The organism is Mycobacterium talmoniae, from assembly GCF_001854525.1.
Classification (GTDB): Bacteria; Actinomycetota; Actinomycetes; order Mycobacteriales; family Mycobacteriaceae; genus Mycobacterium; species Mycobacterium talmoniae.
On sequence record NZ_MLQM01000140.1, the window covers coordinates 1 to 14,530 of the forward strand.

Below are 14,530 nucleotides of genomic sequence, written 5' to 3' on the forward strand. Positions count from 1 at the left end.
GTCCATGCACTGATCGGTGACCGACTGGCCGTACACCAGGTCAGCACCCAGCGGTTGCGCCCCGGCGACCAGGAAGCTTTCCAACATCAGGCCGGTGATCCCGCCCTCCCCCGCGGCGATGCGGTGGGTCACCTCGGCCGCGACCGCCGCCTGCCGACGATGGTCCTTGCCGGAATTGGCGTGCGAGCAGTCGATCATCAGCCGGTCCGGCAGTCCCGCTGCACGCAGCTGCGTCACCGCGGTCGCCACCGACCCGGCGTCGTAGTTGGGGCCGCCCGAACCGCCCCGCAGGATCACGTGACAGTCCGGGTTGCCGGTGGTCTCCACGACGGCCCCGCGGCCGCGGTTGTCCACGCCGAAGAAGCTGTGCGGTGCGGCGGCGGCGCGCGCACCGTCGATCGCGACCTGGATGTTGCCGTCGGTGCCGTTCTTGAAGCCGATCGGCATGGACAGCCCGGACGCCAACTGCCGGTGCACCTGCGACTCGGTGGTCCGCGCACCGATGGCGCCCCACGCGACGGCGTCGGCGATGTACTGCGGGCTGGTGGGTTCCAAGAATTCACACCCCACCGGAAGACCGATGTCGATGACGTCCAGCAGCAGCCGCCGGGCGGTGCGCAGACCCCGTTCCACGTCGAAGCTGCCGTCCATGCTGGGGTCGTTGATCAGGCCCTTCCAGCCCACGGTGGTGCGCGGCTTCTCGAAGTACACCCGCATCACGATTTTCAGGCGCTCGGCGTACCGGCTGGCCAGCGGGGCGAGTCGACGGGCGTAGTCGAGCGCGGCGTTCGGGTCGTGCACCGAGCAGGGCCCGACCACCAGCAGCAGCCGGTCGTCGCGGCCGGCCAGGATGTCGGCGACCTGGTCCCGATCGTGCTGGACCGCCGCGGCCCGGCGCGGCGTCAGCGGGAGTTCGGCCCGGATCTCGTCCGGTGTCGAGAGCTCCCGGAATGCGGCGATCCGACGATCGGCGGTGTCGACGGCGGTCGTGACGGTATCGGCGATGGACATGTGGGGTGCCTTTCTGGTGGTGTCAGGGCACGCCCGCGGGTTCCCGATGCCCTGAAATGACGAAAGCAGCGACCTGGCGGTCACTGCTTGGGCTCCGGGTGTTAGTCGCGCGGATGTGTCAGACTGACGCTTCCTCTACGGCCCCGCCCGGAGCCGAGATAAAGCGCCAATAGCGGCGCGCGACGGTGTTCACGGTGGCGAAGATACCACGGGCGCTACCCGCCCACCTCGGCGGGCAACGGCGGCGGCAGCGGCTCGGTCGGGGTCGGGGTCGGCTCCGCCGGCGGGCTCGGTGGTGCTGGCGCCGGGGCGGCGGGGGCTCCGGGCTCATGGAATTCGACCATCGGCTCGCGGCGGAGGACGTCGCCGCCCTCGCTGACGACCAACGAGTCCCGCGTGACCGTGTAGGTGATGCCATCCTGGTCGGCGATGTAGCTGACCCCACCGGATTGCGAGGCGGGGGCGATCAATTTGGCGCCGTCGCGCACCCTCACGCCGCGGTACTCCAGCCCGCCGTCCGGCGTCTTGCAGATCGCCACCCGCGAGGACTCGGTGCGACCGAAGGCCACCGCGACGTCGGGTGGCGCGCAGCGTGCGGTGGAGTCGACGAAGCCCTGATCATCGGTGTCGGGGGCGGCCGCGGCCGTCGGCACCCCGACGGCGAGCAGCGCCGCGCAGGCCGCCGCGGCGACGGCCACCCGCCGGGTGGAGACCTCCAAGAACACCATCGCGTTCCACCAGAACACGTCCGCGCTGGTTGTGCGAGCGTCGAGGCCGAGGCACAACACAATCGTTAGGCGCTCGAAATCCACACCGGGCCAGCTAGCCTCGCGGTAGGCCTGTTTCGCGGCAGGTGCGGCAGACCCCGGGACTGAGGACATCGATGGGCACTGAGAAGACCACCTGCGCGGTCATCGGCGGCGGTCCGGCGGGAATGGTGCTCGGGCTGCTGTTGGCCCGCGCCGGCGTGGACGTCACCGTGCTGGAGAAGCACGGCGACTTTCTGCGGGATTTCCGCGGTGACACCGTGCACCCCACCACCATGCGGCTGCTCGACGAGCTGGGGCTGTGGGAGCGCTTCGCGGCGTTGCCGCACTCCGAGGTCCGCGAAGCGCGGTTGGAAGCCAACGGGCGCGCCGCGACCCTGGTGGACTTCCGGCGGCTGCGTCAACCCCATCCGTTTATCGCGATGGTGCCGCAGTGGGATCTGCTGAACCTGCTCGCCGAGGCCGCCGCCGCGGAGCCGAACTTCACGTTGCGGATGCGCACCGAAGTCACCGGGCTGCTGCAGGAGGCCGGCCGGGTCGCCGGGGTGCGCTACCAAAGCCCGGACGGGCCCGGCGAATTGCGGGCCGAGTTGACGGTGGCCTGCGACGGCCGGGGGTCACTGGCCCGGCAGCAGGCCAGGCTCAAGGTGCGCGAGTACCCGGTGAAGTTCGACGTGTGGTGGTTTCGGCTACCGCGGGACGGTGCCGCAGAGTTCTCCCTGGTGCCCCGCCTCGCGCGCGGCAAGGCCGCCATCCTGATCCCCCGCCCGGGCTACTTTCAGGTCGCGTACCTGGGCGCCAAGGGCAGCGACGCCCAGTTGCGGGCCCGAGGCCTCGACGCGTTTCGCCGCGACGTCGTCGACCTGGTGCCCGAAGCCGCCCGGACGGTGACCGGGCTGACCTCGATGGACGACGTCAAAGTGCTTGACGTGCGGGTGAACCGGCTGCGCCGCTGGCACACCGACGGGCTGCTGTGTATCGGTGACGCCGCGCACGCGATGTCACCGGTGGGCGGGGTCGGGATCAACTTGGCGATCCAAGACGCCGTCGCCGCCGCCACCTTGCTGGCCGAGCCGCTGCGCCGGCACCGGGTCACCGGCCGTGCCCTGGCCGCGGTGCGACGCCGGCGGGCGTTGCCCGCCGCGGTGACCCAAGCGGTGCAGCGGGTGATGCATCGGCTGTTGCTCGGCCCGATCGTGCGCGGCGAGGACATCACCCCACCGGCCGCGCTGTTCCGCGTGATCAACCGGCTGCCCTGGCTCGCGGCCGTTCCGGCCTACTTCGTCGGCGTCGGGGTGCGGCCCGAGCGCGCCCCGGCCTTCGCCCGCCGCGCCTCAAGCCGCGGGTGATCCCACCCAGCGCGTCAGCGCGTCGCGCAGCCCGGCGTCGGTGCCGTCACCCACCCAGGCGACGTGCCCGTCGGGGCGGATCAGCACGGCCGCCGGGGCCGCCACCCGGCCCAGGACGGGCAGCTCCCACACCCCGGTGTAGTGCGCCTCGATCACCCGCAGGCGCTCTGCCCACCCGGAGACGTCCAGCGGCGGACCGAGGTTCAGCAGCACCGGGCGGGCGGGGTGCAGCAGCGTGAACACCCGGACCGGCCCGTCGGGGGTGACCACGTCGAGGTCGGGCATGCGGCGCCCCAGCAGCGGGTGCCCGTCGCCGAGGTCGTAGTGGATGTCCAACCAGCACATCGTCGCCGCGATCCGGGTGCGCGGCGCATCCATGCTCAGCAGCTCGGACATGGTGTCGCGCAGGGCGCCGATACGTTCGCCGGGACCGATGAGTGCGGTCTGGGCCATGGTGTTGTGCAGCATGCGCGCGCCGACCGGATGCCGTTCGGCGTGGTAGGTGTCCAGCAACGCCTCGGGGCAGGCGCCGTGCACCACCTGCGCCAGCTTCCAACCGAGGTTGACCGCATCTTGGATCCCGGTGTTGAGGCCGTGGCCACCGATCGGCAAGTGCACGTGTGCGGCGTCGCCGGCGAGCAGCACCCGTCCGTCGCGGTAGGACGCCGCCTGCCTGGTGACGTCGGTGAACCGGGAAATCCAGGCGGCAGCACGTATTCCGTAGTCGGTGCCGCGCACCGCCAGCAGTGCCGCGCGGATGTCGCCCAGGGTGGGCTCCCCCGCCTGACCGACGTGAGGTGCTGCCACCATGACCCGCACCGGTCCGCCGTCCTCCAACTGGAAAAAGGAATGGAAGCCGGCCTGGTCGCGGTGCAGACCCCACGGCGGTTCCTCGCCCGTCTCGACATCGGCGATCAGGCAGCTGATCGACGGCTCCCAGCCCGGAAAGTCGATACCGGCCGCCTTGCGGATGACGCTGCGGCCACCGTCGCACCCAGCGAGGTATTCAGCGCGCAGCGCCCGGCCATCGCACAGGTCGATCTCGACGCCGGCGTCATTCTGGGCGAAACCCGTTACCTCGCAGCCGTAATGGATCGGCACGCCCAATTCGCCCACCCAGTCGGCCAAGGTGCGCTCGACACGGTACTGCGGTAGCGCAAGCCCGTAGTTGTGTCTGGTGGGCAGATCCGAGATGTCGAGGCGAAGCCACGAGTAGTGCCCGATCCGGCAGGTGACCCCTTGGGCCAGGAACCGCTCCGCGATGCCGCGCTGATCGAGAACTTCGATGGTGCGCGGCGTCATCCCCCCGGCTCGGGAACCGACCAGGTCGTGGGCGGAGCGGCGCTCGACGACGGCGACGTCGACGCCCGCCAGCGCCAATTCGCCGGCCAACATCAGTCCGGTCGGGCCCGCTCCGGCAATCACCACGGCATGGTCGGTCATCGGGTCACCCTCCGCTGCGTGCTGCGCATTAAAGCGATAGTAAACAATGTTCACCACCGGTGGGAAGTGGGGCGTTCTAGGCTCGACGCCGATGGTCAAACGCGGACTGAGCCGAGACAAGCTGGTGGCGCTGGCGCACGGCTACGTCGCGGCGAACGGCCTCGACGCGCTGACCATGCGCCGGCTAGCGGCGGCCGCCCAGGTGAGCCCCGGGGCGTTGTACAAACACTTCCGGGACAGGAAGGACCTGCAGCGGGCGATGGCCGATGCCATCTACGCCACGATCGACCTCGACGACATCGACACCGCCCACCCGTCCGTCGATCAGGTCAAGCTGTGCTGCATCCGGATGCGCGACGCGATGCTGGCCTTCCGCGACGGCGGACGGATCGTGGCCGATTCCTACGCGCCGTTTGCCGCCACCCTCAAATTGTCGGCCACCCTGATGACCCTGTTGCAGACCATCACGGTGCCGCCGTTCAGCGCGGGCGACATCGCGCTGGTATTGCGCACCTACACAACGGGTTTCGTGATCCTCGAGCAGGCTTTCGTGGAGCTGGCCGACGCCGACGAGTGGGATGCTCTGGTGGAGGCGATCGGCGTCACCGACTATCCGCGGATCTCGGATAGCGACGACGCGATCGCCATCCTCACCGGCAACCGCGACCAGCGATTCGCCGCGGGGCTGGACACCGTTCTGGCCGGAACCACCCGGTGAGCGGGCCGCGCCGTTCAGTTGCGCGGCGGCCGCAGCGCTTTCATCGCGACGCGCATGACCGGCTCGGGAATGTGGTCTTGCATCGCAAGCGCCGCGCTGGCGGCCCGGGTGCGCAACGGGGTGCCGCGACCGAACAGCCGGTTCAGCGGGCCGCCGGACGGTTCGAGCTCGACGTGCAGCGGCGGGACGCCTTCCGCGGCGCCCAGCGCCTGCGAGATCACGATCCGCTGGATTTCGCTGGTCCCTTCGAAAATGGTGTAGAGCTTGGCGTCTCGATACCACTTCTCGACCGGGTGGTCGGTGATATAGCCCCAGCCGCCCAGCGTCTGGATGGCCTGCTCGGTGGCGCGGACCGCGACTTCGCTGGCCGCCATCTTCGACATGGAGCCCTCGCCGCGGTCGAAGGCGATGCCGTTGGCCGCCATCCAGGAGGCCCGCCAGGTCAACAGCCGCGCGGCGTCGACCCGGGTGGCCAACTCCGCCAACGGAAACCCGACACCCTGGTTGTCGATGATCGGCCCGCCGAAGGCTTCCCGGCGGGTGGCGTAGCTGGTGGCGTATTCCAGTGCTGCGCGGGCGATGCCGATCGCCTGCGCAGCGACCATCGGGCGGGTCTGCTCGAAGGTGCCCAACGTCGCCGAGCCGGAGTGCTTGCCGCCCGCGATGACCTCGCGGGCTTTGGCCAGTTTCTGGTCGAGCTTCTCCTGTCCGCCCAGCAGGTTGGCTTGGGGGACCCGAACGGCGTCGAACCGTAACTCGGCCGTGTGCGACGCCCGGCAGCCCAGTTTGTCGAGCTTGCGCACCAGTTCCAGCCCCGGGCTGCCGCCCGGCACGATGAACAGCGCCTGGCCGCGGTGGCCCAGCTCTTCGTCGACGACGGCGTTGACCACGTGCACATTGGCGATGCCGCCGTTGCCGATCCACATCTTGTGGCCGTCGATCACCCAGTCGTCGCCATCCCGGTGTGCCGTGGTTCGCAGGTTCCGGACGTCGCTGCCGCCTTCGGGTTCGGAGATCGCCAGCGCCGCGAGTTTGAGGTCGCCCGGGGTGCCGAAGCACTCCGGCGCCCATTCCAGCATCTGCTCCGGGGAAGCGGCCTGACCGATCGCCGCAAGCGCCAGCGCCGGCATCACGATCGCCAACCCGATGCCGGCGCACCCCCAAAACAGCTCCTCCATGAACATCGGCAACGACAGGCCGGTCGAATCCCCGATCAGATCCCGGTAGAACAGCGGACTGTAGAAGCCCTGCTGGGCGGCCTCTTCCAGCACCGGCCAGGGAAACTCCTGCCGTTGGTCATAGTCGAGGGCGACCGGACGGATCACGGATTCGGCGAACTCGTGGGTGCGCCGCGCCAGATCGTGTTGCGCCGCGGTCGGCGTGAGGTCAAAGGCCATGGCTGCGTCCCTGCGGTCATACCGGTCGACGTCGCCGACCGGGTGCACCGAAGGGTTGCCGCTTTGCGGCGGGATCAAACGCGGGCGCACGCTACCCTGGCCCGGTGAGCAGCACACGGGTGCCCGGAGGGGTCGTGCACAAGTTGCCCGCGGACCTCCGCGAGGCGCTGATCGTCAACTCCACGGCCCTGGCGGCCTGGAACGACATCACGCCGTTGGCCCGCAACGAGTTCATCTGTTGGGTCGAGGATGCCAAGCAGGACTCGACCCGACAGCGCCGCATTCGCCGGACCCAGGAGGAGCTGGAGGAAGGCAAGCGCCGGCCCTGCTGCTGGCCGGGCTGCAAGCACCGGGAACGCACCGGCCGGGCGTAGGGGCCCGCCCCTGCGCGGTTCCGCACCCCGGCTTAATGTCGGTGCGGTGACCAAGCTGATCCTCGCCCTGCACGGCGCCGACCTCGGGGCTCGGTTGTCCGCACCCTCGTTTCGGGCGGCGCTGGCCGCGAACGGAGCGTCGGCGCTGCAGCTCAACCTCGACGACGCCGACGTCGCCCGCGCGATGATGCGGTTCGGGCCCGGCGAACCGATCACCGGGCTGGTCTCGGTCTGGACCCGCGGGACCGCGGCGGGGGTGATCGACACCGTGGCCGAAGCCGCCGATGAGTCGGCGCCGCACGCCTATCGGGTGACCGAGAAGATCCGCCTGGATCCGTTGCCGGTTCCCGATGGCACCCGATTGGATGTGCTGGCCAATGTCGCCCTGTTGCGCCGGCCGGCGTCGATGCCTCGGGACGAGTACCTGGAGTTCTGGCACGTTCACCACACGCCGATCGCCATCCGCACCCAGAACACGGTGGGCTACATCCAGAACACGGTCGAGGAGGCGCTGACCCCCGCGTCGCCGGAGGTCGCGGCGATCGTCGAGGAGCATTTCCCGATGGCGGGGATGTCCGACCCGCACGCCTTCTACGGCAGTCGCGGCGACGACGCCGAACTCACCCGCCGGGTCACCGAGCTCATGGCCAGCGTGGCCCGCTTCGGCGCGGACACCGGATTGGACCTGGTGCCCACCAGCCGGTATTTCTGGACGCTCTGAGCCGCCCCGGCGCCGAGCGTGAAGTTAGGTTCACCGCCGGCGTTCGAGCGTGAACTTAACTTCACCGCCGCCACCCGGCGGCGCGCTCAACTGTTCGCCGCCGCCGCTCGGGCTCGCTCCGTCATCGAGGCGATCACTCCGCCGTCGTTGAGGATGTCGGTGCCGGTGAGGTATCCCGCTCGGTCGCTGGCGCAGAAGGCGAGCAGCTCGGCCATCTCTTCCGGCTTCCCCCACCGCGGGACCGCGGCGTCGGCGACCATCGCGCCGGCCCCGGCTTGCTCTTCCAGCCGGCCCATCTCGGTGTCGATAGAACCGGGCGACACCGACACGATGCGCAGCCCGCGGCCGTTGAACCGCTCGGCCTGCGAGGTCGAGTACCACCGGACAAAGCTCTTGCTGACCGCGTAGGCGAGCCCGGATCGCGCCTCCTCGGGCGCCACGCCGTATACCGTCCTCATCTCGTTCAGGAAGGCCTCGCCGTCCTGCACCGCCACCGGGAAGTGGCCCGTCGGGATGATCTCCGCCGGCAGCATGTGAGCGGCCATCGAGGCCACATTGACGATCGCGGAGCCCTCGCCGGCCGTCGCGTAGAAGGCCTCGTTGACGTTGACGGTCCCCAGCGCATTGGTCCGCATGACGTAATCGGCGTCGCCCATGCTGGGGCTGACCCCCGCGGTGTGGATGATCGAGGTGAGCGTCCCGAGACCAGATGCGGTCTCCAGGAGCCGATCGACCGCCTGCCGGTCGGTCACATCGCAGTTGACGGCGGTGGCGGTGATGCCGAGGTCGCTCAGCGCGGCGGCCGCGGCCTCCAGCCGGTCCTGCCTGACGTCGCACAGCACAACCGTCTGATCGCGACCGACGACCTTCGCCGTCGCTTGACCCATGCCGCCCGCACCGCCTGTGATGACCGCCACTCCACTCATATCTGGACCGTATACGGCCGTTTTGGCACGCCGTATTAAGGGTCGCGCTTTACAGGCACCGGGCGACCCGTCACGCGAGTGGCATAATCGTGGCATGGCTCGCATACGTTTGAGCACCACCGTCGACGCGGATCTACTGGGCACCGCACGCGGCTTGCGATCAGGAGTTACCGACGCCGTCCTCATCGACGAGGCGCTAGCGGCACTGTTGGCGCGTCACCGGTCCGCCGAGCTGGACGCGAGCTACACCGCCTACGACGAGCACCCCGCCGAGGAACCGGACGCGTGGGGCGACTTGGCCTCGTGGCGGCGCGCGGCCGGCGCGTCATGAGTGCGCTTCCGGCCCGCGGCGAACTCTGGTGGTGCGAATTGCCAGAAATCGGCCGCCGCCCAGTGGTTGTCATGTCGAGAGACGCGGCCATCCCCCGGCTTCGGCGCACCCTCGTCGCGCCGTGCACGACCACGATCCGGGGACTGCCCAGCGAGGTCGTTCTTGAACCCGATACCGACCCGGTCCCGCGACGTTCCGCGGTGAATCTTGACTCTCTCGAAAGCGTCTCGGTCGCGGTGTTGGTCAGTCGACTCGGCCGACTCGCCGACGGTCGAATGCGCGATATCTGCGCTGCCCTTGAAGTAGCGGTGGATTGCGCCCGCTGATTGATCGGCCGACGGCATCGCCGCAAATCCGTTGATACGACCACATTCTGGCACCACACTCAGTACCATGTGCGATGGCCTGCGCTTCCTGCCTGGAAGGAGCAATCCTTGATGGACATTCCCCCGAAGGCGGTCTCCCGGCGCGTGCTGATGCGGGGTATTGCGTTATCGGTGCCGATGATTGGCATTGCCCTGACCCCACCGTCTTCCCTGGCGGACCCGCCGGATTCGGGTTGCGATGATCCGTCGGGCTCGGTCGACAATTGCGCCGTCGAGCTACCCGAAGAGTTCACCTCGACGAGTTTCAGCACGACGGCGGTTTCGGGTGGCACCAACTACTCCATCTTGTTCAGCACGAAGATCTCCTCGGGTCCCGCCGTGCCGGCAGCGGCCACCGGTTACAAGATCCGCAGCGTCAGCGTGGCGGGCACCAAGCAGGACGGCACCCCGTTCTCCCTGAAGCCGGGGATAGGCGAGGTCGGCCCGCGGGTGCTTGGTGCCCGCTCGGCGTCGTCGCTCGGTTTTGCCTTGGACGTGGTGTGGAACGGGAGCCAGTTGGTGCGCTCGTTCGACTACACCTACGACGTGGTCTTCCTGAACGGGCTGACCGAAATCCAAACCTGCACGTACGTGACGAGGATGACGCTCGACGACAATGGCATGACGCTCGGCGGCGTCGGGTCGGTCGCCTTCTCCCCGCCGAGGCTCACCGCCTGCGCGGGCTGATCGGGCCGACCTCGGCCAATCGGGCGACAACCAATTAGCCCACGGCCTGGTTCCCCACCACGGCAAGCAGGCGCAGCTTCTCCGCGGCGGACGATCCGGCGGGCGGGGTGAGAACCACCAACCGTTGACCATCCGTCGTCGCCAACACTTCACAGTCCAGCGTGATGCGACCGACCCTGGTCAGGAACGTCTTACGCTGCATGCGCCGGACGGCCACCTCGTGACGCGCCCACAACTCGGCGAATTCGCGGCTGTGCGCCAGCAGGCGTTCCACGAGTTCGCGCATGTCGGCATCGGTCCGGCGGCGTGCCCACGCCGCCCGCAGGTCCGCCACCATCACCCGACTGTGCTCGTCGTGCTCGTCGGCGGGGACCGCCGCCCGGGCATCCGGGTCGGTGAACCACTGCCAGCTGATGGAGGACCGCAGCCCGGTCTCGCCGGTGACGAGGTCGCCCATCAGCAGTTTGGCCAGGTCGTTCTGCGCGAGCATGACATCGGTGTCGGAGCAGACGAAGGCGGCCGCGTCACGCATCTGGTCCAGGACGAACAACAGGGCCGGCCGCACGTGGGTCGACTGCCCGTGCCGCTCGGGAACGGCATGACCGGCCAGTCGGTACAGGTGATCGGTCTCGTCGTCGGTCAAGCGCAGCGCACGCGCCAACGCCCGCAACATCTGCGGTGACGGCTGGGTGCTGCGGGCCTGCTCCAGCCTGCCGTAATAGTCCACCGACATCCCGGTCAGCTGCGCGACTTCCTCGCGGCGCAGGCCCGCGGTACGCCGCCGCGCACCGGCGGGCAGGCCGACATCCGTTGGCCGCAACGCCTCGCGGCGGCGGCGCAAGAATTCGGCCAGCGCGGCACGATCCATCGGACCATTGTTGCTCAGTCAACGGCGGCGAGACAGGGGACTGGCAGTCCCGGGTTCGACGCGGCCTGGTGGCACCGCCAGTTTCGACCAACACTGGCCGCATGCGAACCACCACACTCGGAACCTTGACCACCTCTGTGATCGGCCTCGGCTGCATGGGCATGTCGGCGGCATACGGCGCCGCCGACCGCGCCGAAAGCATCGCCACCGTGCACGCCGCCCTGGACGCGGGCATCAGGCTGGTGGACACCGGCGACTTCTACGGCATGGGGCACAACGAACTATTGCTCGCCGAAGCGCTGCGGCCCCGCCCCCGCGACAGCTATCAGCTCAGCGTGAAGTTCGGCGGCCAGCTGGGCCCCGACGGGTCCTGGGTCGGCTACGACGCCCGCCCGGCGGCGGTCAAGGCCGCCGCCGCCTACTCGCTGCAGCGGCTGGGCACCGACTACCTCGACGTCTACCGGCCGGCACGCCTAGACCCGGTGGTGCCCATCGAGGACACCGTCGGCGCCATCGGGGAACTGGTCGACGCCGGATACGTGCGGCACATCGGCTTATCCGAGGTGGGGTCGGACACCATCCGGCGGGCGGCCGCGGTCCGGCCGATCGCCGATCTGCAGATCGAATACTCCCTGGCGTCCCGCGGCGTCGAGCGCGACATCCTGGCCACCTGCCGCGAGTTCGGTATCGGTGTGACCGCCTACGGTGTGCTCTCCCGCGGGCTGATCGGCGGACACTGGACGAAATCGTCCGGCGGGTCAGGCGATTTCCGGACCGTGCATCCGCGTTTCGCGGGGGACAACCTGGACCGCAACCTCGCCCTGGTGGAGAAGCTGCGCGACGTCGCCGACGAACTCCGGGTGTCGGTGGCGCAGGCGGCGATCGCCTGGGTAGCCTCCCGCGGCACCGACATCGTGCCGCTGGTCGGTGCCCGCACCCGCGCGCGATTGACCGAGGCGCTCGGCGCGGTCGATGCGGTGCTGACCGACGATCAGCTGGCCGCGATCGCGGCCGCGCTGCCGGCCGACCAGGTAGCCGGGGACCGCTACCCCGCCGAGCACATGGCGGCGCTGGACTCCGAGCGCTGAGATTTCCGCGGGAGTTGCGTGTCGTGAGAACCTAGCCAGAACCGGGCCGGCATTGGGCTAGGACAGGAGCGAAATGGGTGATCTGTCAGGCAAGGTGGCACTGGTTACGGGTGCCTCATCGGGACTGGGAGCGGCGGTCGCGCAGCTGTTCGCGCGGTACGGCGCATCGGTTTTCGGTGTGGCACGCGATGAGGAACGGTTGGCGACGGTGTTCGCCGCCGTGCCCGGCGGGCGGTTCACCAGCGCCGATATCGCCACCTCGCCGGCCTGCGACGCGGTGGTACGGCAGTGCGTTGATCAGTTCGGCCGCCTCGATGTCCTCGTCAACGTCGCCGGGGCCCACCGGATGCGCCGCACCGGGGAGATCACCGACGAGGACTGGGCCCACGACCTTGGGGTCAACCTCAACGGCCCGTTTTATCTGTGCCGCGCTGCGCTCCCCCACCTGCTACAGGCCGGCGGCAATATCGTCAACGTTGCGTCGATCGCCGGCGTTGAGGGGCAGGCGTATTCGGCGGGCTACTGTGCGGCCAAGCACGGGATCGTCGGGCTCACACGGGCGTTGGCCGTCGAGTTCACCGCGGAGAAGTTGCGGGTCAACGCCGTGTGTCCGGGCGGGATGCTGACGTCGCAGGTGACAAACTTCAGGCTCCCCGACGATGCCGATGTCAACTTGATCATGCGGGTCGCCTCGCCGCGCGGCATGATGGACCCCGGTGACGTCGCGCAGGTCATCGCGTTCCTGGCCAGCGATGCCGCGGCCGCGGTGCACGGCGCGGTGTATTTGGCCGACAACGGCAAAACGGCCGGGTAGGCACCGATGAGCGCAGCCGCATTCGCGACTGTGCCGTTTCATACACCCCGCTCGGTTCGCGTATGAAGTCGCACAGTCGGCGGAACGGCGGCGCTCAGAAGTTCAGCCCGGAGAACATGACCCGGCCGGGATCGTACTTTTGCCGTACGGCGCTGAGCCGGGACAGGTTCTGGCCGAAGTATCGCGCCGGCGCCTGGTTGACCTCGAGATAGTTCACGTAGCCGCCCACCGAATACCGTTGCACCGCTTGGTGTGCCGTCTGCAGCCAGGCGGTGGCCGCCGACGGGGAACCGGATGTCTCGACGTACCACTGCACCAGCGCGGACTGCTGGCGCCACGGAAACGCCGTGGCACCCGGCGCCACCGTGGCCAACGCGCCGTCGAGCGCATGCATGATTGCCAGCATGCGGCCCGCGCCCCGCGGAAAGGTGTTGACCGCCGCGGCAATCCCCTGCGCGGCGCCGGCATTGATGGTCGGGAACACGTCGGATCCGCCGACGTATCCCAACGGGGAGGGCGTAAGGTTCCCCACCGCCAGATACCGCACCAGCCCCAGGTAGTCGAGCGTCTGGTTCTCGGTGCCGGTCGGTTGGATGCCGACGGCCGACGTGATGGCGTTCGCCACGCCGCCGCCGGACCCGGCCGGGCAGGTCGCCAGAATCCGACACTGGCTGCCCATCGCGTCGGTGGTGCTGTCCGCCAGCGCCCAGCTGCTGCGGTCGGCGGTGCGCAACCAATTCTGCCAACCGAGCAGGACCTGCGCGAACGACTGCGGCGGGAAATTGAGGTTCACCACGTCGACATCGTTGGTGGGAAAGGTGGCAAAGGTCAGCGCGGTGGTCACCCCGAAGTTGCCGCCACCGCCGCCGCGTAACGCCCAGAACAGGTCCGGGTTACTGGTGGCCGAGGCGGTGACCGCCTGGCCGCCGGGCAACACCACCGACGCCGCCCTCAACGCGTCGCTCATCAGGCCCGCGTGCCGGGAATGGGCACCCAGGCCGCCGCCCAACGCGTGTCCGGCGGTCCCGACCGTCGGGCAGGTACCCGTCGGGATCCCCCGCCCCGCCGCGGCCAGCCTCTGGTGCAGGGCATACAGATCGGTCGCGGGGGTCACCGTGACCTGCCCGGTGGCGTCGTCATACTCGATGTCCTCGGGCAGCTGACGCAGGTCGAGCACCATGGCACCGGTCGCGGTGGACGCCCCGACATAGGAGTGCCCGCCACTGCGCGGAGCAACCTTGAGGTTGTGGGCGGCGGCGAAGGTCATCGCCTTTTGCACGTCCGCCGGCGAGGTCGGGGCAACGACCGCCGCCGGTGTCGAGCCGTTGTAGTTGGTGTTGAAAACCTGCTTGGCCGCGGCGAATTGGGGACTGTCGGGCGGTGTCACGTGCCCGCCGATCGCGGACGACAACCCTTCCCAGCCGGAGGGTCTCGGATCCGCGGTCGCCCGGCCCGGCCCGAACACCGCGCCAGCGGCCAACGCTCCGGCGGCACCCCGCAGAAACGTCTGCCGTGAAATCTCACGCGCCAACGTCGGGTTCCCGCGATTGCGTCATAGCCCGGATTGTCGGTCACGCGAACCGCGGTGCCGCATGACGTGTCGGGGGGATACCGAAACGTACCCGAACCGTGATCCTCCCCTGCGGGGTGACAATCGGCTGGCTCGGATCG

General features: G+C 69.3%; 15 protein-coding genes and 1 pseudogene. 9 read left to right on the top strand and 7 right to left on the bottom strand.

The features are described 5' to 3' along the window. Together BKN37_RS20390 and BKN37_RS20395 are read right to left on the bottom strand one after the other, a co-directional pair. A partial coding sequence (locus BKN37_RS20390) for a 3-deoxy-7-phosphoheptulonate synthase (protein WP_071028780.1) occupies positions 1–1,011 on the bottom strand: 1,011 nt, incomplete at its 3' end. 215 nt (positions 1,012–1,226) lie between these two features. Next, entirely contained in the window at positions 1,227–1,739 is a 513-nt protein-coding gene (locus BKN37_RS20395) for a hypothetical protein (RefSeq protein ID WP_071028790.1), read from the bottom strand. Positions 1,740–1,894: 155 nt separating this feature from the next. Between BKN37_RS20395 and BKN37_RS20400 the strand changes: the two genes are divergently transcribed. Then, complete coding sequence (locus BKN37_RS20400) at positions 1,895–3,127, top strand: FAD-dependent oxidoreductase (protein ID WP_083341923.1); 1,233 nt, start codon at positions 1,895–1,897, stop codon at positions 3,125–3,127. Here the strand turns inward: BKN37_RS20400 and BKN37_RS20405 are convergent. Then, positions 3,113–4,570, bottom strand: a complete 1,458-nt coding sequence (locus BKN37_RS20405; RefSeq protein ID WP_071028781.1) for an FAD-dependent monooxygenase — start codon at positions 4,568–4,570, stop codon at positions 3,113–3,115. The genes BKN37_RS20400 and BKN37_RS20405 overlap by 15 nt on opposite strands. A 91-nt stretch (positions 4,571–4,661) precedes the next feature. Here BKN37_RS20405 and BKN37_RS20410 point away from each other — a divergent pair, with 91 nt between their 5' ends. Next, complete coding sequence (locus tag BKN37_RS20410) at positions 4,662–5,288, top strand: TetR/AcrR family transcriptional regulator (RefSeq protein ID WP_071028782.1); 627 nt, start codon at positions 4,662–4,664, stop codon at positions 5,286–5,288. A gap of 14 nt (positions 5,289–5,302) precedes the next feature. Here BKN37_RS20410 and BKN37_RS20415 read toward each other — a convergent pair whose 3' ends face one another. Beyond that, a complete protein-coding gene (locus BKN37_RS20415) occupies positions 5,303–6,685 on the bottom strand; it encodes an acyl-CoA dehydrogenase family protein (RefSeq protein ID WP_071028792.1) in 1,383 nt (460 codons plus the stop codon). 104 nt (positions 6,686–6,789) lie between these two features. Here BKN37_RS20415 and BKN37_RS20420 point away from each other — a divergent pair, with 104 nt between their 5' ends. Together BKN37_RS20420 and BKN37_RS20425 are read left to right on the top strand one after the other, a co-directional pair. Then, a complete protein-coding gene (locus BKN37_RS20420) occupies positions 6,790–7,059 on the top strand; it encodes a YdeI/OmpD-associated family protein (RefSeq protein WP_071028783.1) in 270 nt (89 codons plus the stop codon). A 46-nt stretch (positions 7,060–7,105) separates the two neighbouring features. Beyond that, positions 7,106–7,780 carry a hypothetical protein gene (locus BKN37_RS20425; protein WP_071028784.1) on the top strand — a complete coding sequence of 225 codons (675 nt, stop codon included), beginning with the start codon at positions 7,106–7,108 and terminating at the stop codon, positions 7,778–7,780. Positions 7,781–7,866: 86 nt separating this feature from the next. On the opposite strand, the gene BKN37_RS20430 is transcribed toward BKN37_RS20425, so the two are convergent. Further along, positions 7,867–8,706, bottom strand: a complete 840-nt coding sequence (locus BKN37_RS20430) for an SDR family oxidoreductase (RefSeq protein WP_083341925.1) — start codon at positions 8,704–8,706, stop codon at positions 7,867–7,869. Positions 8,707–8,785: 79 nt separating this feature from the next. On the opposite strand from BKN37_RS20430, the pseudogene BKN37_RS20435 reads away from it, so the two are divergent. The 3 genes and pseudogenes from BKN37_RS20435 to BKN37_RS20440 form a co-directional block, all read left to right on the top strand. Continuing rightward, positions 8,786–9,037 (top strand): annotated as a pseudogene (locus tag BKN37_RS20435) (type II toxin-antitoxin system antitoxin MazE5); the annotation flags it as partial. Beyond that, positions 9,034–9,363, top strand: coding sequence for a type II toxin-antitoxin system PemK/MazF family toxin (locus tag BKN37_RS27985; protein ID WP_083341926.1), 330 nt, complete (start codon positions 9,034–9,036; stop codon positions 9,361–9,363). The pseudogene BKN37_RS20435 and the gene BKN37_RS27985, both read left to right, overlap by 4 nt. 111 nt (positions 9,364–9,474) lie before the next feature. Continuing rightward, complete coding sequence (locus BKN37_RS20440; RefSeq protein ID WP_095407153.1) at positions 9,475–10,089, top strand: hypothetical protein; 615 nt, start codon at positions 9,475–9,477, stop codon at positions 10,087–10,089. A 34-nt stretch (positions 10,090–10,123) separates the two neighbouring features. Here the strand turns inward: BKN37_RS20440 and BKN37_RS20445 are convergent, their stop codons facing one another. Continuing rightward, positions 10,124–10,957 (bottom strand): helix-turn-helix transcriptional regulator, encoded by an 834-nt coding sequence (locus tag BKN37_RS20445; protein WP_071028786.1) that lies wholly within the window; start codon positions 10,955–10,957, stop codon positions 10,124–10,126. A gap of 101 nt (positions 10,958–11,058) precedes the next feature. Between BKN37_RS20445 and BKN37_RS20450 the strand changes: the two genes are divergently transcribed. Together BKN37_RS20450 and BKN37_RS20455 are read left to right on the top strand one after the other, a co-directional pair. After that, positions 11,059–12,045, top strand: a complete 987-nt coding sequence (locus BKN37_RS20450; RefSeq protein WP_071028787.1) for an aldo/keto reductase — start codon at positions 11,059–11,061, stop codon at positions 12,043–12,045. Positions 12,046–12,118: 73 nt separating this feature from the next. Then, positions 12,119–12,859, top strand: coding sequence for an SDR family NAD(P)-dependent oxidoreductase (locus BKN37_RS20455; RefSeq protein WP_071028788.1), 741 nt, complete (start codon positions 12,119–12,121; stop codon positions 12,857–12,859). A 94-nt stretch (positions 12,860–12,953) separates the two neighbouring features. Here BKN37_RS20455 and BKN37_RS20460 read toward each other — a convergent pair whose 3' ends face one another. Continuing rightward, the gene (locus tag BKN37_RS20460; protein ID WP_071028789.1) at positions 12,954–14,390 is read right to left on the bottom strand and encodes an FAD-dependent oxidoreductase; all 1,437 of its coding nucleotides are present in this window, start codon (positions 14,388–14,390) and stop codon (positions 12,954–12,956) included. Positions 14,391–14,530 lie beyond the last annotated feature (140 nt).